Annotated in this window: 15 protein-coding genes; 12 read left to right on the plus strand and 3 right to left on the minus strand. The window is 60.2% G+C overall.

Annotated features, from left to right (window positions below):
- Positions 1-69: 69 nt before the first annotated feature.
- From GSF27_RS00110 to oxyR, 3 genes are all read left to right on the plus strand, one after another.
- Positions 70-5175, plus strand: coding sequence for an OmpA family protein (locus GSF27_RS00110; protein ID WP_160964499.1), 5106 nt, complete (start codon positions 70-72; stop codon positions 5173-5175).
- 117 nt (positions 5176-5292) lie between these two features.
- Positions 5293-6201: a hypothetical protein gene (locus GSF27_RS00115; protein WP_160964508.1), complete on the plus strand. Its 909-nt coding sequence runs from the start codon at positions 5293-5295 to the stop codon at positions 6199-6201.
- A gap of 134 nt (positions 6202-6335) precedes the next feature.
- Positions 6336-7244 carry a DNA-binding transcriptional regulator OxyR gene (gene oxyR / locus GSF27_RS00120; protein ID WP_160964510.1) on the plus strand — a complete coding sequence of 303 codons (909 nt, stop codon included), beginning with the start codon at positions 6336-6338 and terminating at the stop codon, positions 7242-7244.
- 9 nt (positions 7245-7253) lie between these two features.
- Here oxyR and hexR read toward each other — a convergent pair whose 3' ends face one another.
- Positions 7254-8102 (minus strand): transcriptional regulator HexR, encoded by an 849-nt coding sequence (gene hexR, locus GSF27_RS00125; protein ID WP_160964513.1) that lies wholly within the window; start codon positions 8100-8102, stop codon positions 7254-7256.
- 214 nt (positions 8103-8316) lie between these two features.
- Here hexR and zwf point away from each other — a divergent pair, with 214 nt between their 5' ends.
- The 8 genes from zwf (at position 8317) to GSF27_RS00165 (ending at position 18625) form a co-directional block, all read left to right on the plus strand.
- Positions 8317-9807 carry a glucose-6-phosphate dehydrogenase gene (gene zwf / locus GSF27_RS00130; RefSeq protein ID WP_202410213.1) on the plus strand — a complete coding sequence of 497 codons (1491 nt, stop codon included), beginning with the start codon at positions 8317-8319 and terminating at the stop codon, positions 9805-9807.
- A complete protein-coding gene (pgl, locus tag GSF27_RS00135) occupies positions 9804-10505 on the plus strand; it encodes a 6-phosphogluconolactonase (RefSeq protein ID WP_160964515.1) in 702 nt (233 codons plus the stop codon). The genes zwf and pgl overlap by 4 nt, the downstream gene beginning before the upstream one ends.
- Positions 10506-10560: 55 nt before the next feature.
- Complete coding sequence (gene edd, locus GSF27_RS00140; protein WP_160964517.1) at positions 10561-12399, plus strand: phosphogluconate dehydratase; 1839 nt, start codon at positions 10561-10563, stop codon at positions 12397-12399.
- Positions 12400-12481: 82 nt separating this feature from the next.
- Entirely contained in the window at positions 12482-13117 is a 636-nt protein-coding gene (locus GSF27_RS00145; RefSeq protein WP_160964519.1) for a bifunctional 4-hydroxy-2-oxoglutarate aldolase/2-dehydro-3-deoxy-phosphogluconate aldolase, read from the plus strand.
- A 156-nt stretch (positions 13118-13273) separates the two neighbouring features.
- Positions 13274-14722, plus strand: a complete 1449-nt coding sequence (pyk, locus tag GSF27_RS00150) for a pyruvate kinase (protein ID WP_160964521.1) — start codon at positions 13274-13276, stop codon at positions 14720-14722.
- 738 nt (positions 14723-15460) lie between these two features.
- Positions 15461-16798, plus strand: coding sequence for a glycosyltransferase family 4 protein (locus tag GSF27_RS00155; RefSeq protein ID WP_160964523.1), 1338 nt, complete (start codon positions 15461-15463; stop codon positions 16796-16798).
- A complete protein-coding gene (locus GSF27_RS00160) occupies positions 16786-17523 on the plus strand; it encodes a class I SAM-dependent methyltransferase (RefSeq protein ID WP_160964525.1) in 738 nt (245 codons plus the stop codon). The genes GSF27_RS00155 and GSF27_RS00160 overlap by 13 nt, the downstream gene beginning before the upstream one ends.
- Positions 17516-18625 carry a prenyltransferase/squalene oxidase repeat-containing protein gene (locus GSF27_RS00165; protein WP_237457320.1) on the plus strand — a complete coding sequence of 370 codons (1110 nt, stop codon included), beginning with the start codon at positions 17516-17518 and terminating at the stop codon, positions 18623-18625. Before GSF27_RS00160 ends, GSF27_RS00165 begins: the two co-directional genes overlap by 8 nt.
- Before the next feature lie 15 nt (positions 18626-18640).
- Here GSF27_RS00165 and GSF27_RS00170 read toward each other — a convergent pair whose 3' ends face one another.
- Positions 18641-19273, minus strand: coding sequence for a class I SAM-dependent methyltransferase (locus tag GSF27_RS00170; RefSeq protein ID WP_160964527.1), 633 nt, complete (start codon positions 19271-19273; stop codon positions 18641-18643).
- 152 nt (positions 19274-19425) lie between these two features.
- Here GSF27_RS00170 and GSF27_RS00175 point away from each other — a divergent pair, with 152 nt between their 5' ends.
- A complete protein-coding gene (locus GSF27_RS00175; protein ID WP_370462539.1) occupies positions 19426-20148 on the plus strand; it encodes a DapH/DapD/GlmU-related protein in 723 nt (240 codons plus the stop codon).
- A gap of 730 nt (positions 20149-20878) precedes the next feature.
- Here GSF27_RS00175 and GSF27_RS00180 read toward each other — a convergent pair.
- Complete coding sequence (locus GSF27_RS00180; protein WP_160964529.1) at positions 20879-21853, minus strand: tRNA-dihydrouridine synthase; 975 nt, start codon at positions 21851-21853, stop codon at positions 20879-20881.
- Between the last annotated feature and the right edge of the window lie 48 nt (positions 21854-21901).

Genomic DNA, 21901 nt, shown 5'->3' on the forward strand with positions numbered 1-21901 from the left:
AGCAAGAGGGTTGTACGCAGCGTGAAGTACCCGTTGCTGATAGGGTTGCTCCTTGGGGGAGCAACCGGAGTGCTGGCTCAAACCGGGGCCTCTGGCAATAACGCGGAGAGCGGCAATTGGGTCTCTGACTCCAATGTCTGGGGCTCCGGCAGTGTGCAGTGGATGCAGAGCCAGTTTGCCGAGCCGGCGCTGAACCGTGATGCCGTGTACGGCGATAATACCGAGAGCCACCTCAACGATATGCGCGGTGGCCAGCAGTGGCTGCTGCCGGATACCGAGGACCAGAGCGACCGGCTGGAGACGCAGACCGTTACCGAAGAGGTAGCCAACACCGTCAAGTTGCGCAACGTGGTGCCGCCCATCCGCTTTGCCTCGGGCCGGGCGCAGATCCCGCCGGAGTATGTGGGGCTGCTGCGTGACCTGCTCAACTCCATGCAGGAGCGCGCCAACGTGCGCCTGCACTTTGTCGGTCACTCGGACGACCAGTCCCTGAGTCCGGAACTGCGTGCGCAATACACGGATAACCTGGGACTGTCCCGCGCCCGTGCCGGTTTTGCGGCGGAGTTCTTCAAGGACGCCCTGCGCCTGCCAGCAGAATCCATCTCCTACGAGGGGCTGGGTGAGAGCCAGCCGGTAGCGAGCAATCGTACCGTCGGCGGTCGCGCTGAAAACCGTCGCGTGGAAGTGGAAGTCTGGTACGACGAGATCAGTGAAGAGGATGTGGAGAAAGAGGTGCTGGTCCAGGCACAGATGAACCGCATCAAGGTGTGCCGCGTCGAGACTGTCTGTAAGCTGCGCTACCAGGAAGGTCATGACCGTCGTGCCAAGGTGAAGAACCTGGTGGCACCGCTGCGTTACGACCCGGCCTCGCTCGATATCACCCCGCGTTTCGAAGAACAATTGCTTCAGGCCCTCAATAACCTGCGTGGTAAAACCAACGTGGTGGTGCGCTTTATTGGTCACACCGACAACGCCCTGCTCACAGGTCACGATGCCAGCATCTACGGCAACCACCTGGCCATCTCCCGTGCCCGTGCCCGTCGTGTGGCACTGGCGATGCAGGAGCGCCTGGGGCTGGCAGGCAATGCCATCGACAGTGACGGCTACGGTTCCACCCGCCCGGTGGCTTCCAATGAGACCGAAAAAGGCCGCATGCTGAACCGTCGTATCGAAGTGGAGTTCTGGTATGACGATCCACTGCAGGCGTTACCGGATGAGCCGCAGATGTGTCCTGAACAGGCTGGTGCCGAGACCCTGACCAAGGTCTACAACCCGCCATCCGGGGATATCCAGCCGATCTACTTCAACGATGGCAAGCCGCAACTGCCAGCGGGCTTCAGCCAGCGACTGCAACGTCTGATGGGCGAGGTCAGTGACAAGGCCAAGGTGCGCCTGCGCTTTACCGGTTACCTCAGCAACGAGCGTCTGGAGCGTCGTACTGCCGCAGTGTACGGCGATGATATCGGGCTCTCTACCGCCCGTGCCCGCCGTGTGATGCAGCAGGTGCGCACCGAGATTACGCTCAACGACGAGCAGGCGGAGTTCCTCGGCAAGGGCTATGTGCAGGCCGATGATGTGGTTAATGCCGGCTTTGTCGACGCCGAGCGCTCCTGGGTAAAAGTGGAAGTGGTGTATGAAGAGCTGGCGCTGCTGGATGACCTGGAAAACCTGGACATCACCCGCATCACCCGTGAAGTCACTACCCAGAACCCCTATGCCCTGAACCTGATGCGCATTACCGTGGACGGCAAACCGCTGCACGATCCCGGCAAGAGCGTAGCGGATGTCCAGCGCTGTACTGACGTGGCCCTGGATCGTGCCAAGATCCATTTCCGTCACGATAACCTGGAGTTCAAGCCGCGCCTGAACGTCAGCGCCTGGCCGGCGACTGTGCGTTACAACGACGACTTCAATACCAGCGTGGTGGAGAACAAGGTTACCTTCAAACTCTACAGTAACTACCGCAGCATGTTCGAGCGTGCGGAAGTGCGCCTGTTTGAAGCCGGCGAATCCAACCGTTCCGAGCCGCTGGCGGTTATCGAGTTGAACGAGGATGGCGAAGGCGAGTGGCTGGCGGAGTTCGAGGATATCGAAGGCACTCGCAAGCACCTCAACTACCTGCTGCGTGTCTATGATGCCGATGGTCGTTTTGACCAGACCCAGGCACAGTCCCTGTGGGTAGTGAACGCTATCGACAGCGAGCAACTGCAAGCTGCCGAGCGCGACAGGGAGTTGCTGGTTGGCTATGGTGAAAACCGCCTGGCCGAGCAGAATATCCCGCTTAACGGCGGCACCATTCAGGTTTTGGGTGAGGGTATCCCCGAAGGCCACACCATCTGGGTTGCAGGCCGTCCGGTGCCCATGAGCGATGGCCAGGGCTTTGTTGCCGAGGAGCTGTTGCCGAAGGGGCTGCACACCGTCGAGGTGGCAGTGCTGGATGAGCAGGGTAACGGTGAGTTGTTCCAGCGCGATCTGCAGTTCAAAAAGAACGATTGGTTCTATGTGGGTATTGCCGACCTGACCATCGCCACCGACGACACCAACGGTCCGGCAGAGCTGGTCACCCAGGAGGACGGTCACTACGACAACGACCTTAGCATCGATGGCCGCCTGGCGTTCTTTACCCGCGGCAACTTTGGTGACGACTGGAAGCTGACCGCCAGCGCCGACACCCGCGAAGGCCCGGTGGATGAACTCTTCACCAACTTTACCGACAAGACCGCTGAAGGGCTGTTCCGTCGTATGGACCCGGACTACTACTATCCGACCTTCGGTGACGACAGTACGGTGGAAGAGGGGGCTCCCACCCTGGGCAAGTTCTACGTGAAAGTGGAGAAGGACAAGAACTACGGCCTCTGGGGTAACTTCGACAGCGATTACACCGACAACAGCCTGACGCTGGTGGATCGCACCCTCTATGGTATTAACGGCCACTATGAGTCCGATGACCTGACAGAGTTTGGCGAGGAACGCATGGGCGTGGACGGTTTCTTTGCCGATCCCGGCACCATTGCCAGCCGTGATGAGTTCCGTGGTACCGGTGGTTCCCTCTACTACCTGCGTCACCAGGACATTACCCAGGGCTCGGAAAATATTCGCGTCGAGGTGCGTGACCGCGATTCCGGCCTGGTGCTGGGCGTGAAAAACCTGGTCCATGGTCTCGACTACGACATCGACTATATCCAGGGGCGAATCGTCCTGACCCAGCCGCTCTCTGCCTCCTACGCCAACGATATGCTGATCAACAGCGACGGTGGTGAAGGCAGCGAAGTGTTCCTGGTCTCCCGCTACGAATACACCCCTGGCTTTGACGAGCTGGATACCATGGCGCTCGGTGGTGAGGCTCACTACTGGGTGAACGACAACTGGCGTGTGGGTATCACCGCTTACAGCAACGAAGCCGACGAGGAAGAGGGCAGTCTGGGTGGCGCCAACCTGACCTGGCGCAAGAGCACCAGCACCTGGGTCAAGGTGGAAGCGGCACAAACCGATGGCGCCGGTGTTGAGACACTCAATTCTGCTGACGGTGGTTTCACCTTCGGCGAGAACTCCATTACCGATCCGGACGCCAGCGCCAGCGGTTATCGCATCGACAGCAGCGTGGCGCTGAGCGATGTGGACGAACGTCTTACTGGCCAGATGACGGTTTATATGCAGGAGCTGGAAGCCGGTTACTCGGCCCCGGGCCTGCAGACCGACCGCGATACCCAGCAGTACGGTGGTACCCTGGCGGTACCACTGACAGAGTCTGCCACCATGCGCGGCAAGCTGGATGTGCGCGAGCAGGACATGGGGCTGGAAACCACCGCCACGGAAGTGGACGTGGACTACAAGCTGTCTGAGCAGTGGACCCTGAGCAGTGGTGTGCGCTACGACGAACGCACCGACAACTCGCCGGTGGTGGCGGTAACCCAGGAAGAGGGTGAGCGCGCTGACCTGCGTGTACAGGCCGGTTACGATCCCGGCACCGACTGGACGACCTATGGTTTTGTACAGGGCACTGTCACTTCCAGTGGCACCCGTGATGAAAACAATCGCGCCGGTGTGGGTGGTACCTACCAGGTGACCGAGAAGCTGTCGCTGCTGGGTGAAATCTCCGGCGGTGATCTGGGTACCCTGGGCAGCATCGGTACCGATTACCTGATGTCCGATCGCACCAGCGTCTATACCAACTACGTAGTGGAAAACGAGCGCAGCGATAACGGTCTGCGGGCGCAGCAGGGCAACCTGGTATCCGGTTTCCGTACCCGTTACTCCGATTCCGCCAGTGTCTATATGGAAGAGCGCTACACCCATGGTGATGTGCCCAGTGGCCTGACCCACACCGCGGGTATCGACCTGGCGCCCAACGAGCGCTGGAACTACGGTGCCAACCTGGACATCGCCACGCTCAAGGACTCGCAGACCGCGGCGCAGACCGAGCGCACCGCACTGGGTGGCCGCGTCGGTTACCGTTTCGATAAAACCACGGTGGCAAGTGCACTGGAGTATCGTGTCGATGACAGCGAAGCCGCTGACACCGGCATCACGTCCGAGCGTAAGACCTGGCTCAGCAAGAACAGCCTCAAGGTACAGATGAGCGAAGACTGGCGCCTGATCGGCAAGCTCAACATGTCCGAGAGCACCAGCTCCCTGGGTGAGTTCTACGATGGCAACTACACCGAAGCGGTCATGGGTTACGCCTATCGCCCGGTCAGTCACGACCGCCTCAACGCGCTGGTGAAGTACACCTACTTCTACAATATGCCAACCACCGATCAGGTGACTGTCTCCAACACGGCGGCGCAGTATGTGCAGAAGAGCCATGTGATCTCCACCGATGTGATCTACGACCTGACCACACGCTGGAGCCTGGGTGCCAAGTACGCCTACCGCCGCGGCGAGTTGTCGCTGGATCGTGAGGATCCGGAGTTCTTCCGCAGTGATGCCTCGCTCTATATCCTGCGCGCCGACTGGCACGTGCTGCACCACTGGGACCTGTTGATGGAAGCACGCCTGCTCGACCTGCCGGATGCCCAGGACCAACGCAGCGGTATGCTGGTGGGTATCTACCGTCACTTTGGCGATAACCTCAAGGTGGGTGTCGGCTACAACGCCACCGACTTCTCTGACGACCTGACCGACCTCAGCTACGACAGCAAGGGTATGTTCATCAACGCCGTCGGCAAGTTCTGATTACCTGACTGTATGGTCATCCCGTCGCCTGCCGGCGGCCGGGATGGTCACGCGTCAGCCTGGTCAATTTGCCTGGCAGGTCCGTTCTTTGACGCGCAACCGGCGTAAGCTGCGCCCATGAAAGTCTTCTCTCTGTACCGATCATTTTTTGCCGCGCTGGCCCTGTGTGCCGGTGGTGTTACGGCTACTGCCGCCGCGCCCGCCGCCGATCCGTTTGCCAGCACCGTCGCTGCCTTGCAGGGAGCTGACCCGCAATGGCGAGCTGACTTCGCCCGTATCGCGCTGACGCAGTTGGCCGAGGCCTATATCCATGAAGCGGAGCTGGCGCTCACGGATCCCAAGCTGACACCCGGTGAGCGGCGACGCTGGTCCCGTGGGGTGGAGCAGTACGGTAACCAGCTGCTGTTCCTGCAGATGGATATAGAGGCCGGACAGGAGGTTAATCTCTATATGGCGCCGGCAACCGGAGCCGTGCTGGAGGCGGGTGGTCAGCAGGTGGTGCTCACCTTTCCCCGTCCCCGGCAACAGCTCGTCTATGAACAGACTGTGCTCGAGCAATATTGCCAGCTCCGGGATTGCAGTCAGCTGGCGCCCGGCAGCGCGTTGCCAGCGTCACCCCGGACGGACGGCAGTGTCACTCCTCTGTGGTCCTTCACCGAAGCCGGAGGGCGCTGCAGCTATGATGGCCTGAAGCTGCAGTTCTCGCGGGGAGGTAACCTGTCGGAACAGCGGCAGTTTTGCCATGCCCTGCTGGTCGAAGTCATGGCGCTGGTAAACGAGCTAATACGGCAGCAACAATACGGCGTCCATATTGATTGGCTGCGCTTGAGTGTCACAGCTGTGCGGCAGGGGGAAGAACATGCGGTGCGTCTTAACAGCAGCGGTGACAGCGTTTTATTACCGCTGCCGGTGATGGCGGGGTTACCGCAGCTGTTGCCCCGGCTGCACCCCTGGCTGGCGGGTAAGAGCCGTGGCGAAGCGGCGTCCCTGACCCTGTCAGCCGGGGACATCGGCTGGGCCCCATAACCTGAAACAATCAACCACATTAAGTGACCTGATTTCGCCTGGCTGCGGGGCTGCGTTACTATCTTGCCATGACTTGTCAGGCTCCGGGCAGCAGCTGAATACCCGGAATCCTTCACCAATGGCCGGGATAGCGGATGGCAACAATCAAATTGCGGGACCTTGAGTATCTGGTAGCGGTTGACCAGCACAAACACTTCGGCCGGGCGGCGGAGGCCTGTTTCGTCAGTCAACCGACCCTCAGTGGCCAGATCATGAAGCTGGAAGAGCAGTTGCAGCTGCAACTGCTGGAGCGTCACAAGCGCAGCGTCATGCTGACCCCGGCCGGCGAAGTACTGGTACGGGAAGCGCAGCGGGTGCTGCAGGCGGCAGAAGCCTTCGAGGCTACCGCCGAGAGCCTGCTGGATCCACTGGCGGGGGATATCCACATTGGCCTGATCCCCACACTGGCGCCTTACCTGCTGCCGCACATCATGGAATCGCTGCGGCAGGAACTGCCCAAACTGCACTTCTTTCTCTATGAGGATCGCACCAAAAAACTGCTGCGGGACCTCAACGAAGGCCGCCTCGATGTGCTGATCCTGCCCTACCTGGATGAGATGGAGAGCTTCGAGCGCTACGAGCTGTTTGCGGAAAAGCTGCTGCTGGCAACGCCGGCGGATCATCCGCTGGCGAAAAAGAAATCTGTCACCCTGCAGGACCTTGAAGGGGAGAGAGTACTGACCCTGGAAGACGGCCACTGCCTGCGGGACCAGGCCATGGGCTACTGCTTTGCCGCCGGCGCCAGGGAGGACCAGCAGTTCCGTGCCACCAGCCTGGAGACTCTGCGCTACATGGTGGCAACCGGCATGGGCGTCACCCTGATGCCGCAGCTGGCAACCCTGAATCGCCAGGGTGATAAAGGTATCTGTTATGTGCCTTTCAAGGATCCGGCCCCGAACCGTGAGGTCTGCCTGCTGATGCGCCCCAACTACACCCGCACGCCGGTGGTGCGCAAACTGGTGGCCAACCTGCGTCAGTCCATGAGCGCCATTCTGGATAAGTGATATTCCACCTCAGGTTGAATCACCCACCCGGGTGGCGTGCAGGCTGCGTTTGATCTTCTGCAGGGTGTCGTTGATCTGCGGCTGGCGACGCAGGGCCAGCCGGGTGCAGAGCAGGTCAATGACACTGAGGATCACGATACGGGTCGCCATGGGGATATAGACCGTGGTGTCTTCCAGGGCATTACCTGAAGTCAGGAAAATATCGCACAGTTGCGCCAGGGGCGACCCCGGGGCGGTAATCCCCAGCACAAAGGCGCCGCTCTCCCGGGCAATCCGGGCTGCCTCCAGGGTGGCACGGGTCTCGCCGGTAAAGGAGATAAACAGTATCAGGCTGTCACTGTCGGCAGCGGCGGCGACCATCCGCTGTTTGAGGTTGTCTTCATAGGCACAGGCCGGTGTTCCCAGGCGGAAGAGCTTGTGCTGTGCATCTTGGGCGATAGCCGCACTGGCCCCCATACCAAAGATTTCAATCCGTTTGGCGCGGTTCAGCGCTTCTACAGCTGCATCCACCTGGTCACTCTCCAGCGCGCTGCGCAGGTGCTCCAGTGCTGCCTGATTGGCATTGATCAACTTGTCGATACAGGTGCGGGTATCGTCACCGGCGCCGATGACCGGATTCACCTGCGACGGGTTGCGGGCCAGGTCCTGGGCCAGTTGTACCTTGAAATCGGGAAAACCGCTGCAGCCCAGGCTCTTGCAGAGCCGGGAGACAGTGGGGTCGCTGACGGAGGCACGGCGGGCCAGTTCCGCCGTACTGGCGGTAATGACCGCCTGCGGGTTGGCGAGGATCACCTCTGCCAGGCGCCGCTCCGATTTGCTCAAGCTCTCAAGTTCACTTTGCAGCCGGCTCAGTATCATAGTGGTGGTCCCGGGGTCTGCTGGTTCATTCCGGTGCACTGTTATGGCCTCCGGTTACACCAACTTCCTCAATATGTAATTTAGTTACATTTTAATCGGTTGTTTTACGCCGTCAAACTGAATATTATGTAATTAAATTACATTAGGTGCCGAAAAGGGCGCCATTGATCTGTGAATGGAAATTGCTTGCTATTCTCAGGTCATACCCAGAAATATGAGGTTTTCGGTGACGGATTGCTGCGACATTATCATCTTCGGTGGTCTGGGAGACCTCTCCCGCCGCAAACTTCTGCCAGCGCTTTATCGCTGTGAACTCAACGGACAACTCCCCCAGCAGGCCAAAATCTACCTCACCACCCGCGAGCACGAAGGTGAGGAGCGGGAGCTGATGCGTATCCAGGAGTGGCTCTCCAGCCAGTTGAAGGCGGATGAGTGCTCCAAAAGTCACTGGGAGTCCTTTTCTGCCCGCATCAGTTTCTACTCGCTGGATGTGGTCGACGGCAGTGGCGAGTGGGACAAGCTGCGGGAGGCCTTCTCCTGCAAGTTGGTGGGCGACCGGGTCTTCTACCTGGCCATGCCCCCCAGTCTCTACGGTGCTACCTGTGAGCAGCTGAGTCAGCACGGCCTGATCAACGACTGCGCGCGGGTGGTGCTGGAAAAGCCGCTGGGTTATGACCGGGAAACGTCGGACGAGATCAACAACCTGGTGGGGGAGTACTTTGCCGAGCAGTGCATTTTCCGTATCGATCACTACCTGGGCAAGGAGACGGTGCAGAACCTGATGGCGCTGCGCTTCGCCAATATCCAGTTTGAACCCCTGTGGAATTCCAACTACATCGACCATGTACAGATCAGTCTCACTGAACAGGTGGGGCTGGAGGGACGCACCGATTTCTACGACCAGGCCGGTGCCATGCGCGATATGGTGCAGAGCCACCTGCTGCAGCTGCTGTGTCTGGTGGCCATGGAGCCACCGCACAAATTGCAGGCCGATAACATCCGTACCGAAAAGCTCAAGGTGCTGCAGGCGCTGCGACCGATTGAGGGGCAGGATGTACTGCACACCACGGTGCGCGGCCAGTATGTGGAAGGCATGATCAATGGCAGCGAGGTGCCGGGTTACCTGGATGAGCTGGGGCGTGACAGCAACACCGAAACCTTTGTTGCCATCAAGGCCCATGTGGACAACTGGCGTTGGGCCGGGGTGCCGTTTTACTTTCGTACCGGCAAGCGGCTGCGCCAGCGCTATGCGGAGATTGTTATCCAGTTTAAGTCCGTCGGCCACAACGTTTTTGGTGGCCAGAGCGGACAGCTGGAATCCAACCGCCTGGTGATCCGCCTGCAGCCGGATGAGGGCATCCAGATGATGCTGATGGCCAAGGAACTCAACAAGTTCGAGATGCGGCTGCAGCAGGTGCCACTCAATCTCAACTTTGCCGAGACGTTCGAGAATATTCGCAGCGATGCTTACCAGCGACTGCTGCTCAACGTGATTCACAACGACCTGTCGCTGTTTGCCAGTCGTGATGAAGCCGATCTCGCCTGGGCCTGGGTGGACCCCATAATCGAGGCCTGGAATGGCTTGGGTATGCAGCCGGCGCCCTACGAGGCGGGCACCTGGGGGCCGGATGCGTCGGCGGCGCTGCTGCACAGCGATCATCGTGCCTGGCACAACAGTGGCACCGGCCGGCGCAAGCGCAAATGATCCGCGAACACCGCTTCAGTGATCGCGAGGCGCTGACCCAGGCGCTGCTGGAATCTGTGGTGGCGACGCTGCGGGAAGATTTACAGCAACAGGGCGGGGCGTCGTTGCTGGCCTCCGGCGGTTCCACCCCCGGGCCACTCTACAGGCTGTTGTCCGAGGTAGAGCTGCCCTGGGAGCAGGTGCAGGTGGCGCTGGTGGATGAGCGCTGGGTAGCGCCTGATCACGACGCCAGCAATGAACGCCTGTTGCGGCAGACCCTGCTGCAGAACCGGGCTGCCACGGCCAACTTTATTGCCATGAAAAACGGCTCCGCAACACCGGCTGATGGTGTTGCGGCTTGCAACCGCGCTTACCGGGCGCTGCAGATGCCCGCTACGGTGTGTCTGCTGGGTATGGGCCCGGATGCTCATACCGCCTCGCTGTTTCCCGGTGCGGAGGGCTTGGCAGAGGCGTTTGCCAGTGCCGGGCCCTGTGCGGCCATCGAAGCGCAGCGCTCTGCGGTTACCGGTGAGTACACATCGCGTATGACCATGACGCCGCAGGCGCTGTTGCAGAGCCGTCTGCTGGTGTTGCTGATCACTGGTGAAGACAAGTGGCAGGTGTATCGCCAGGCACTGGAGGCTGCCGATCCGCTGTTGTCGCCAGTGAGCCTGTTTCTGCAGCAGGCTGCGTCACTGGAGGTTTACTGGGCACCCTGACGGTGTGCCGCATCGCCGCAACCTATTGGTCCACTGATAGCAAAGAGAGTGTTGTATGGCTCAACTGAATGCCAAAGTGCAGCAAGTCACCGACCGGATTATTGAGCGCAGTGGCGCCAGCCGACAGCGCTACCTGGATCACCTGCAGGCAGCCCTGGATCAGGGGCCCCATCGACGGCGCCTCTCCTGTGGCAACCTGGCCCACGGCTTTGCCGCCTGTTCCGGCGACGAAAAATCGGCGCTGGCGGGCAGCGATCGTCCCAATATTGCCATCGTCTCTTCCTACAACGACATGCTGTCGGCCCATGAGCCTTACCGCCTGGCGCCGGCCCTGATCAAGGAGGCGGTGCACGCTGCCGGCGGCGTGGCGCAGTTTGCCGGCGGAGTGCCGGCCATGTGTGACGGCGTGACCCAGGGACAGCCGGGTATGGAGCTGTCGCTGTTCAGTCGTGATGTTATCGCCCAGGCTACAGCGGTGGCGCTCAGCCACAATATGTTTGACGGTGCCCTCTACCTTGGCGTCTGTGACAAGATTGTTCCCGGCTTGCTGATCGGTGCGCTCACCTTTGGGCATTTGCCGGCGGTGTTTGTGCCGGCCGGACCCATGCCCAGCGGCCTGCCCAACAAGGAGAAGGTGCGTATCCGCCAGCTCTATGCTGAAGGCAAGGTGGGGCGTGAAGAGTTACTGCAGGCGGAATCAAAGTCCTACCACAGCTCCGGTACCTGCACCTTTTACGGTACCGCCAACAGCAACCAGATGATGGTAGAGATTATGGGGCTGCACCTGCCGGGCAGCTCCTTTATCAATCCCTATACCCCGTTGCGGGATGAGCTCACCAAAGCCGCGGCGCGGCAGGTGGTGAAATTCACCGCCCAGGGAGAAGACTTCCGTCCCATTGGACACCTGATTAACGAGAAGGCCATCGTCAACGCCATTATCGGATTGCTGGCCACAGGCGGCTCCACCAATCACACCATTCACCTGATCGCCATTGCCCGTGCCGCCGGTATCCTGGTCAACTGGGATGACTTCAATGAGTTGTCCCATGTCATCCCGCTGCTGACCCGTATCTACCCCAACGGACAGGCTGACATTAACCACTTCCAGGCCGCCGGTGGTATGGGGGTGCTGATCGCTGAACTGCTCTCGGCCGGGTTGTTACACGGCGATATCATCACCATTGGCGATGACAGGGGTTTGCACAATTACAACCGGGAACCCCAGCTGCGTGACGGCCAGCTCTGCTGGCAGGATTCACCGTCCGCATCGCTGGACCAGAGTGTACTCAGCAGTTGTGACGAACCGTTTGATCCCACCGGCGGCCTGCACCTGGTACAGGGCAATCTCGGCCGCGGTGTGGTGAAGGTATCGGCCGTGGCGGAAGAGCATCGTGTGGTGGAGGCGCCGGCCATTGTCTTTGATGACCAGGACGATCTGGTGGCGGCGTTCAAGGCGGGCAAGCTGGAACAGGACTTCGTCGCCGTGGTGCGTTTTCAGGGGCCACGGGCCATCGGCATGCCGGAGCTGCATAAACTGACGCCGCCGCTGGGTGTGTTGCAGGATCGTGGTTTCAAAGTAGCACTGGTGACCGATGGTCGCATGTCCGGCGCGTCCGGTAAGGTACCTGCCGCCATTCACCTGTCGCCGGAGTGCGCCGACGGCGGCCCGCTGGCCAAGGTACGCAGCGGCGATATGGTTCGCTTTGATGCCAACACTGGTGAGTTGAATGTGTTGGTGGAAGCGTCCGAATTTGACAGTCGTATCCCGCTGGCCAACAGCGCCAGCGACCACAGCTGGGGTATGGGACGGGAACTGTTTGGTGGCATGCGGCGGTTGGCCAGCGCCTCGGAAGAGGGGGCCTGCACCCTGTTTACTGAAACTCCTTTCAGCTGATTGACTGAAACACTTATAAAAACAACAGCTACGAAGACAAGAGCTGCAAAAAACAACACATTATCAGAATTACGGAAATCCTATGACACTTACAACTCAAGAGATTATGCAGCTGGCCCCGGTTATTCCGGTGATGGTGATCGACCGTGCCGAAGATGCCGTGCCACTGGCCAACGCCCTGGTGAACGGCGGCCTCAAGGTGCTGGAGATCACGTTGCGCACAGCCGCGGCGCTGGAGTCCATCCGCCTGATCAAGGAGGCGGTGCCGGACGCGGTCGTTGGCGCGGGCACGATTATTAACGTCGGCAACCTCTTTGATTCGCTGCAGGCCGGTGCTGAATTTATCGTTACCCCGGGCACCACCACCGCCATTGTTGATGCCAGTGTCGAGGCCGGTGTGCCATTGTTGCCCGGTGTGAATACACCCAGCGAAGCGATGACCCTGTTGGAGCGGGGTTTTGATTGCCTGAAGTTTTTCCCGGCGGAGGCCGCCGGCGGTGTGCCTATGCTGAAGGCCATGGGTGGTCCGCTGCCGCAGCTGCGCTTTTGCCCCACCGGCGGTGTGACGCCGGCCAATGCTGCCAGTTACCTGTCGTTGCCAAACGTAAGCTGTGTGGGCGGCTCCTGGATGGCGCCAGCGGATCTGGTGCGGGCCGGTAACTGGGCTGAGATTGAGCGACTTGCGGCAGAGGCCGCCAGCCTCGGTGGTAAAAGCTGATTGATGGGAAATTGCGGCGGCCGTCATGGTTTTTGAACCCGGTCGCTGTAAAGTCGTTGTGCAGCAGGTGGGTATTGTTGCCGCCTGCTGTATCGAAAGTGGCCGCTGGCACCGGCCATATCCTGTGGGACAAGGCGTTGGCGCCGTGAGGGATAGATGAGTATTCGACGTACCAAAATTGTAGCAACCCTGGGACCATCCACTGATGCCCCCGAAGTACTGGAAAAACTGATCAGGGCCGGGGTGAATGTGGTTCGCATCAACTTCTCCCATGGCACCGCCGACGATCATCGGCGCCGGGTGGAGATGGTGAGGGAGCTGGCGGACAAGAGCCATCGCACTGTAGCAGTGCTGGGCGACCTGCAGGGCCCCAAAATTCGCATTGCGCGTTTTGCTGACGGCCCCATTGAGCTGGGCGTGGGTGATGATTTCTTCCTCGATGCCGGCCTCGACAAGGAGGCGGGTAACCGCCTGGAAGTGGGCATTGATTACGCCCAGTTGCCCGACGATGTCACGGTCGGGGACAAACTGTTGCTGGACGATGGCCGCGTCGTTCTGCAGGTTACCGGTGTGGAGGGATCCCGCATTGCCACACGCACTTTGGTGGGTGGCCGCCTCTCCAACAACAAGGGTATCAATCGCGAAGGCGGTGGCCTGTCGGCAGATGCGCTGACGGAGAAGGATCATCGCGATATCGTGTTGGCGGCCGAGCTGGGGGTGGATTACCTGGCGGTCTCCTTTGTGCGCTGCGCCGCTGATGTGGAGAAGGCCAGGGTGTTACTGCACGCCGCCGGAGGCCAGGCAGGACTGGTGGCAAAGGTGGAGCGGGCCGAAGCTACCGAACCGGCGATATTGGATGAGATTATTCGTGCATCGGATGCGGTGATGGTGGCGCGTGGCGACCTCGGCGTGGAGATCGGCGATGCGCAGCTGATCGCCGTGCAGAAACGCATGATTGCCCGTGCGGAGGATCTCAACACTGCGGTGATCACGGCCACGCAGATGATGGAGTCGATGATCGACAGCCCGCTGCCGACCCGCGCCGAGGTGTTCGACGTGGCCAATGCGGTGCTGGATGGCACTGACGCGGTGATGCTGAGTGCCGAAACCGCCGCCGGCAGCTTCCCGGTGGAAGCGGTGGAAGCCATGGATCGCATTGCCCGCGGTGCCGAGCTGCACCCGACCACGGTCACCTCTGCGCACCGCCTGCACCAGAATTTCGAGAGCATTGATGAAGCCATCGCCATGGCCACCATGTACACCGCCAACCACCTGGAGGGAGTGAAGGCCATCATCAGCTTTACCGAGACCGGACGTACACCCATGTTTATGTCCCGTATCAGCTCCAGCCTGCCGGTGTTTGCCTTTACGGATCATCCGCGCACCGAGAACCGGCTGGCGCTCTACCGCGGGGTGGTGCCGGTGACTTTCAGCACCCGCGGGCTGCAGCCGGAAACCCTCAACCAGGCGGTTGTCGATGAGCTGTTGCGGCGGCAGGTGGTGGCCGAGGGGGATCTGGTGATTATCTCCAAGGGCGACTACCTCAATGTTCACGGTGGTACCAATACCATGAAAATTGTCCGTGTCGGGGATGTGATTCGCTGATTTCCGGATGGCGCCTGATTCCTGTTCATGTTGGTCGATTTTTGACAAAAATGTGTATTGATGTATCATGCGCCGCACGTTCGGTGATTACCCTCAAACACCCGGGCAGGGGCAAACGCAGTCATAAGAACTCCGGTGGTACCCTGCCAGCAAGGCTCATAACGATTCTAAAAAGCCCGTCAGTGTTGGGCTTCAGCCTGTAACATTCTTCGCTATCGTCATCGCGAGCGCAGCGCGGCGATCCATGTCTGTTCAGTCTGGCCGATTCGGTGTCAGGCATGGGTTGCTTCGGAGCTGACAGGCGCTCCTCGCAACGGCGTGGCATGGGATTGTTACGTATCTGAAGCCCATCACGCATGGGCTTTTTTGCGCCCGTTATTTGGGTATTTGGTGATCGCGAACCGGGGAGGAGCAAGTTTTACCTGATTTGGCATTACAGGAGCTCAGGATGCGTCGCATGGTTGGATGGCTGTGGCTTAATCACCGGGTGGTTTCCAAAGGCAAGCTGGTTGGTTGCATGGAAATTCACGGCGAGCGGGCAGGCAGTTACTGGTTCTGACGCGCCGTCTGCAGAGGCGCGACAGCAGAAAGCCGGAGTGGGGTTACCGCTCCGGCTTTTTTGTGCGCTGCGTTTGGCTACAGGGAGCTGTTGCGTTGCCGCGTGGGGACGGCTGTGTCAGACTGCGGGCTAAATTCAAACAATAGTTTTAGCCTCCCGATCAGGAAGACCCACGGCCGATGACCGTCCCCGAGACCCTGCCACTCGACCTCACACCCATGTCCGGCCATCTTCCCGCCGCACGCCCGTTACGCATCGCCCTGTTGGGTTACCGCAGTCACCCGTTTGTGGGCGGGCAGGGGATCTATATCCGCTACCTGAGCAAGGCACTGGTGGAGCAGGGGCATCAGGTGGATGTGCTTTCCGGCCCGCCTTATCCCGAGCTGGATCCCCGGGTACGGCTGATCGAGATCCCCAGTCTTGACCTGTTCGCCGCTGACAATCACGTCACCGCCCTGCGCTGGCGCCACCTGCGTTCCTGGTCCGACTTCTTTGAGTGGTGGAGCATGCTCAGCGGCGGTTTTGCCGAGCCCTACACTTTCTGTCGCCGGGTGGTGCATTACCTGCGCCGGCATCGCGATGAGTACGACCTGGTGCACGATAACCAAAGCCTCGGCTTCGGCTTGCTGGAGATCCAGCGCATGGGCATTCCTGTAGTGGCGACCGTGCATCATCCCATCACCCGCGACCTGCGACTGGCATTGGAGGCTGCGCCCAACTGGAGGCACCGCTTGCTGGTGCGGCGTTGGCACTCTTTTCTCGGTATGCAGAAAAAGGTGGTGCAGCGACTGCGGCACGTGGTGACCGTATCGGAACAATCCCGCGGTGATATTGCCGCCGAGTTTGGTCGTCCGAGGCAGGCGATTGAGCTGATCCATAACGGAATTGATACAGAGACCTTCCGACCTCTGGATAATGCCGAGCGGCATCCCATGCGTATCATGACCACCGCTTCAGCGGACCAGCCCCTGAAGGGTTTGCGCTTTTTGCTGCAGGCGGTGGCGGACCTGTTGCCGCGCTATCCGGCGCTGGAGTTGTTGGTGGTGGGCAAACTGAAAGAGGGTGGGCAAACCGATGCGCTGCTGCAGCAGTTGGGCATCGCCCACCGGGTCCGCTTTGTCAGCGGCATCAGTACCGATGAACTGGTGCACCTCTACAATGAGGCCGCCGTGGTGGTGTCACCCTCGCTCTATGAAGGCTTTGGCCTGCCGGCGGCGGAAGCCATGGCCTGTGGTTGCGCGGTGATCTCCTCCGATGGCGGTGCGCTGCCGGAGGTGGTGGGTGACGCAGGTGTGGTGGTGCCAGCCGGTAACAGCCATGCCCTCGCGGCGGCACTGGATCAGTTGTTGGCAGACCCTGTGATGAGGCAAACGCTTGGAGCCAGGGGCAGGGCACGGATTCTGCAGCGTTTTTGCTGGTCGGTCTGCGCGTCCCAATTTGATGATTATTACCGCTCCATGATTAAAGACGCACGCAGTGCAGAAGAGACTTTTCCGGAGGTAGCGTGCAAACCATAGATTTTGAGAAGCTGAAATTGCGCGACGGCGACTGTGTGCTGGATGTGGGTTGCGGTGAGGGCCGTCACACCATTGGTGCGTATCTGCAGGCTGGGGTGCACGCCGTGGGTGTTGATCTCAGCGAGACCGACCTGCAGACAGCGCGCGAACGGGCGCGTGATTTCCTGCAACCCAGTGGCAGCGCCGGCAGCCTGACGTTCCAGCGGGCCAATGCCCTGCAGCTGCCCTTTGCCGACCACAGTTTTGACAAGGTGATCTGTTCCGAAGTGCTGGAACACATCGAAGATTACCAGGGCGTGCTGGCGGAAATTCGCCGGGTACTGAAGCCCGATGGACTGCTGGCGATCAGTGTTCCGCGCGCCTGGCCGGAAGAGATCTGCTGGAAGTTGTCGACCCAGTACCGGCAGTCGGAAGGCGGCCATATTCGTATTTTCAACGCCACACAGCTGAAATTCGACGTCGAAAAGCTGGGCTGGCGCCGTTACGCGCGGCACTGGGCACACGCGCTGCATTCCCCCTTCTGGTGGCTCAAGTGCTGCTTCTGGGAGCAGGACGACCAACCCCTGGTGCGCTGGTATCACCAGTTGCTGGTGTGGGACCTGATGCAGCGCCCCTGGCTGACCCGCGGGCTGGAGTGGTTATTGAATCCGCTGCTGGGCAAAAGCGTGGTGATGTATTTCGAGGCCCAATCCAACCTGGATACAGGGAGTCGCAAGCATGGATAGTTTGCTACTGAGCCGGGGGATTTACCCGGCGGCGTACCTGCAGCAGACCGTGGACTACATCCTGTCGGTGCAGCGGGAAGACGGCTGCATTCCCTGGTTTGAGGGGGGCAAGGCGGATCCCTGGGATCATGTGGAAGCCGCCATGGGGCTGAGTATTGCCGGTGAACACGAGGCCGCTGAGCGGGCCTACCATTGGCTGGCGGCACAACAACTGGAGGATGGCAGCTGGTACGCCAATTACCTCGACAACCAGCCGCTCTACTGCGACAAGCGCGAAACCAATTTCGTGGCCTACGTGGCTACCGGTGTCTGGCACCACTACCTGGTGACAGGAGATCTTTCATTTCTGCAGCGACTCTACCCCTGTGTAGAGCGTGCCATCGATTTTGTTCTGCGTTACCAGTCCCCCACCGGAGAGATCTACTGGGCGGTGGGAGAAGATGGGGAGCCACTGCGTGATGCTCTGGTGACCGGCTGTTCCTCGGTGCTGAAAAGCCTGGAGTGCGCAGTCAATATTGCCGCCACCCTGCAGCGGGAGCACAGCCTGTGGCGTGCCGCTTACCACCAGCTGTTCAACACCTTGCGCTTCCACCCGGAGTGTTTTGATCGCACCTGGGAGAGTAAGGCGCGCTACTCCATGGACTGGTTCTATCCGGTGCTGGCAGGGGTGTACGCAGGTGCGGAAGCACGGCAGCGCCTGCACGAGCGCTGGGATCAGTTTGTACGCAAGGATATGGGTTGTGTCTGTGTCAGCGACGAACCCTGGGTGACCGTAGCCGAGTCCTGCGAGTTGACTATGGCGCTGCTGGCAGCAGGGGAGCACGGCAAGGCAATTCATTTATACGGCTGGCTGCACCAGTGGCGCGATGGCAGTGACGGTGCCTACTGGACCGGTTACCAGTACCGCGAGCAGGTGCTGTGGCCGGAAGAGAAGCCCACCTGGACTGCAGCCGCGGTGATACTGGCAGCGGATGCCATTACCGAGCACACCGGTGCGGCGCGCCTGTTCCTGCAGTCGCAGTTGTTGCCGGAAAAGGCTGGTGAAGTTACGGCCGGGGAAGAGGGCCGTGTGCGGACACACGGCGCGGCGGCGAAGGCCTGACGGATTCGCCGCCGGTTAACGGCGACGGAACAGGCCCAGGGTGTTGATGGTTGGCAGCTCGTCGAAGAGGCCGGAGGCTTTAGCCAGTTTCCAGATGTTGTAGGGCGCCTGGCCGCCATCCGCGGGGTTGGGAAAGATGTCGTGAATGGCGAGGATGCCACCGGGCTTGATAAACCTGGCCCAGCTGCGGTAGTCGGTCTGTGCCGCTTCCTCACTGTGGCCACCATCGATAAAAACCATGCCCAGTGGTGTGGCCCACTGGCGTGCGGCTACCGCTGAAGAGGAGACGACCGGCACCACCGTCTCTTCCAGCTTGGCTTTGCGCAGGGTAGTGCGGAAGGTGCGGAAGGAGTCCATCAGCTGTACGCCGTTGTCGTACAGATCGGGGTCGTGGTACTCCTCGCCCAACTGATGCTCCTCTGACCCGCGATGGTGATCCAGTGCGAACAGTACGGCGCCGTTCTGTTGGCAGGCGCTGCCGAGGTAGACAGTGGACTTGCCACAGTAGCTGCCGATCTCCAGACAGGGGCCGAGCCTCGAAGCCTCGAGGGCGTAATGATAGAGGGCGGTGCCTTCATCGTCGGCGAGAAAGCCCTTGATGCTGTCAATGTCGATGGGCAATTGAGGTTTGGGTAAAGCAACCGTCATTCGTGGCTCCTGTGGCACGGGTTATTGTTCAGGCGAACACTTGTTATTGTTCAGGCGAACACTTGTTATTGTTCAGGCGAACAAGGTAGTCGCCAGCATCTGGCTTGGCAACAGCAGAAGAACCATAAGGCAACATTCGGGATGAATTTTTAGTGCGACGCAACCACAAACCATACTGGCTGCAGCGCGCCGGCGAAATGTGTAACGATTTTCTGGTGCGTCACTTCTTCAGCAAACATTTTGATCAACTGGGTTGTCACCCCATGGTGGTGAAGCCTCTCTCCGCGGAAGTATTCGGTCGTAATATCTGCGCCGGCGATTACCTGCACCTGATCAGCAGTCGTGACAATCCGGTCAAGTTGACCACTTGGCAGGGCAAGGGGCTGGACGGCAGCATTCGTATCGGCAACTACTGCCTGCTGTCACCGGGCACCAATATCATGTCTGCGGCGGCCATCGAGATTGGCGACAATTGCATGTTCGCCGCTGGCAGCTACATCTCCGACAGCGACTGGCACGGCCTCTACAATCGTCTGCGACCGTTTCGCTGCAGCAAGCCCATTGTGCTGAAAGACAATGTCTGGATCGGTCACGGTGCCCGGGTTGGCAAGGGCGTCACCATCGGTGAAAACAGTGTAGTGGCGGCCGGTGCCGTAGTGGTGAAGAACGTGCCGGACAATGTGGTGGTGGGGGGCAATCCTGCACGCGTTATCAAACACCTCAATCCTGAGCGTCGTATGCTCAAGCGTGAGCGGATGTTTCAGCACAGCGACAGTTTTCATCAGACCCAGCGGGATTTGAACAGGTATCTGGCGGGGGATAACTCGACGTGGGGGTGGGTGCGGAGTGTGTTGTTTCCTACGCGGGAAGATTAAGGTGTGTTTGGTGATGAAATTAAACCTTTAGTTTCGCCCTGCTCGGGCGAGTTACTTTTCTTTGTTTGGGCAAAGAAATACCGATACAGCGGGCACACGTGAGTAACCAAAAGAAAGCCCAGCCCCACCTCCGCGCCGGAAAGCAAAAAGACGCTTTCCAGTTCCCTGCGCTCCTCGCGCTTCCGGGGTCGCCTTGATGCGCCGTCCCTGGCGCAACAAGGCTAAGCCGGCCGTCCATGGCCGTCTTCCCCCTCCACCACTGCGGTGCTCGGCGCTACGCAGGGGCCCCGGAGCCCGTGCCACATCGGCGTTCGTTTCATTGTACATTCCGTCATTCCCGCGCAGGCGGGAATCCATGACCGATTTTTTTGGTTATCAGCTTTAACTGGTGTCTGTTTAAACGTGTGGTTCGGAGTGCGGACTTGAACCCCGTGCGAGCTGCCGAACGGAGGGCTGGCTGTGGCGGAGAAGCGCACATGGACGTGCGCTTCAGGCCTGTTGGGCCAGGAGGGCCCATCAGGCCGGCCCCCGCAGACAGCCCGGAGAGAGGGGAGTCTGCTGGTGTTTTTTACCAGCTGACCAGCGAACCCGGGGCGCCCTTTCTTTTGGTTACTTTTCTTTGGGCGACAAAGAAAAGTGACTCGCCCGGCAGGGCGAAACCAGCGCACCTGATTCACAGAAAAAACAACTAATCGCACGTCATCCCGATTTACCGGGTTTATTGCCCCGGCTAGCCCGCCAACTCCCGCTCCCCCACAAGATGGGGCACAAACGCCGCCTCAATCCCCGCTGCCTCATTCAGCCGCTTGATGCTCTCAAACAGCACCAGAGCCTGCGGGTAATGGACTTTCAGGTAGGCCAGCCACTGTTTGATACGGTTGCCCAGAAATTTGCCCGGGTAGAGGGGCTTGGTGGTGAGGTAGTAGCTGTAGAGCAGCTCCGCCACCTGTGACCATTCCATGGCCTCGTAGTCACGGCCCTCGGCGTGGGCGCGAATGGCCAGTGCCAGGTCGGGGCGGGTGAGGATGCCCCGGCCCAGCATAAAATCATCGCAGCCGGTGATGTCGCGGCAGCGTTGCCACTCCTGGGGTGACCAGATGTCGCCGTTGGCGATCACTGGTATGGGGAGGGTTTCGCGGATGCGGGCGATGTACTCCCAGTAGGCGGGCGGTCGGTAGCCGTCGGCCTTGGAACGGGCGTGCACCGCCAGTTCGTTGGCGCCGGCCTCGAAGGCGGCGCGGGCGTTGTCCATATAGAGACTGCGATCTTCGAAGCCGAGGCGGATCTTGGCAGTTACCGGGATGGTGCCCGGTACGGCGTCACGGACCGCCCGGACGATGTCGTAAACCCGGTTCGGGGTTTTCAGCAGGCAGGCGCCGCCGTCACTGTTATTGACGGTTTTCGCCGGGCAGCCGAAGTTGAGGTCAATGGCGGCGGCACCCAGGCTGGCGGCCTTGGCGGCGTTCCAGGCCAGGGAGCCGGGATGGCCGCCGAGCAGTTGCAGGCGCACCTCGGTACCGGCAGCAGTACGGCTGCCCTGGTCCAGTTCCGGGCAGAGCTTTTTGAAAACCCTTTCCGGCAGGCGCTGGTGCTCGCTAACCCGCACAAACTCCGTGACGCAGACGTCGACACCCCCCAGCGCACTCATCAGCTGGCGGACATGGTGGTCAATTACCCCCTCCATCGGGGCCATAAAAAGGCGCATAAAGGTCGGAATGGTCTGTAGTCGGGTTGGCGTGGAATTACAAAAGGG

The sequence above is a fragment of the Pseudomaricurvus sp. HS19 genome (genome assembly GCF_009857815.1).
Lineage (GTDB): Bacteria > Pseudomonadota > Gammaproteobacteria > Pseudomonadales > Cellvibrionaceae > Pseudomaricurvus.

Coding starts and splice junctions, on each gene's coding strand:
- GSF27_RS00165 (WP_237457320.1), top strand. CDS start 17,516: ATGGATAGTTTGCTACTGAGCCGGGGGATTTACCCGGCGGCGTACCTG.
- GSF27_RS00115 (WP_160964508.1), top strand. CDS start 5,293: ATGAAAGTCTTCTCTCTGTACCGATCATTTTTTGCCGCGCTGGCCCTG.
- GSF27_RS00155 (WP_160964523.1), top strand. CDS start 15,461: ATGACCGTCCCCGAGACCCTGCCACTCGACCTCACACCCATGTCCGGC.
- pyk (WP_160964521.1), top strand. CDS start 13,274: ATGAGTATTCGACGTACCAAAATTGTAGCAACCCTGGGACCATCCACT.
- hexR (WP_160964513.1), bottom strand. CDS start 8,102: ATGATACTGAGCCGGCTGCAAAGTGAACTTGAGAGCTTGAGCAAATCG.
- GSF27_RS00170 (WP_160964527.1), bottom strand. CDS start 19,273: ATGACGGTTGCTTTACCCAAACCTCAATTGCCCATCGACATTGACAGC.
- GSF27_RS00180 (WP_160964529.1), bottom strand. CDS start 21,853: ATGCGCCTTTTTATGGCCCCGATGGAGGGGGTAATTGACCACCATGTC.
- oxyR (WP_160964510.1), top strand. CDS start 6,336: ATGGCAACAATCAAATTGCGGGACCTTGAGTATCTGGTAGCGGTTGAC.
- edd (WP_160964517.1), top strand. CDS start 10,561: ATGGCTCAACTGAATGCCAAAGTGCAGCAAGTCACCGACCGGATTATT.
- pgl (WP_160964515.1), top strand. CDS start 9,804: ATGATCCGCGAACACCGCTTCAGTGATCGCGAGGCGCTGACCCAGGCG.
- zwf (WP_202410213.1), top strand. CDS start 8,317: ATGAGGTTTTCGGTGACGGATTGCTGCGACATTATCATCTTCGGTGGT.
- GSF27_RS00145 (WP_160964519.1), top strand. CDS start 12,482: ATGACACTTACAACTCAAGAGATTATGCAGCTGGCCCCGGTTATTCCG.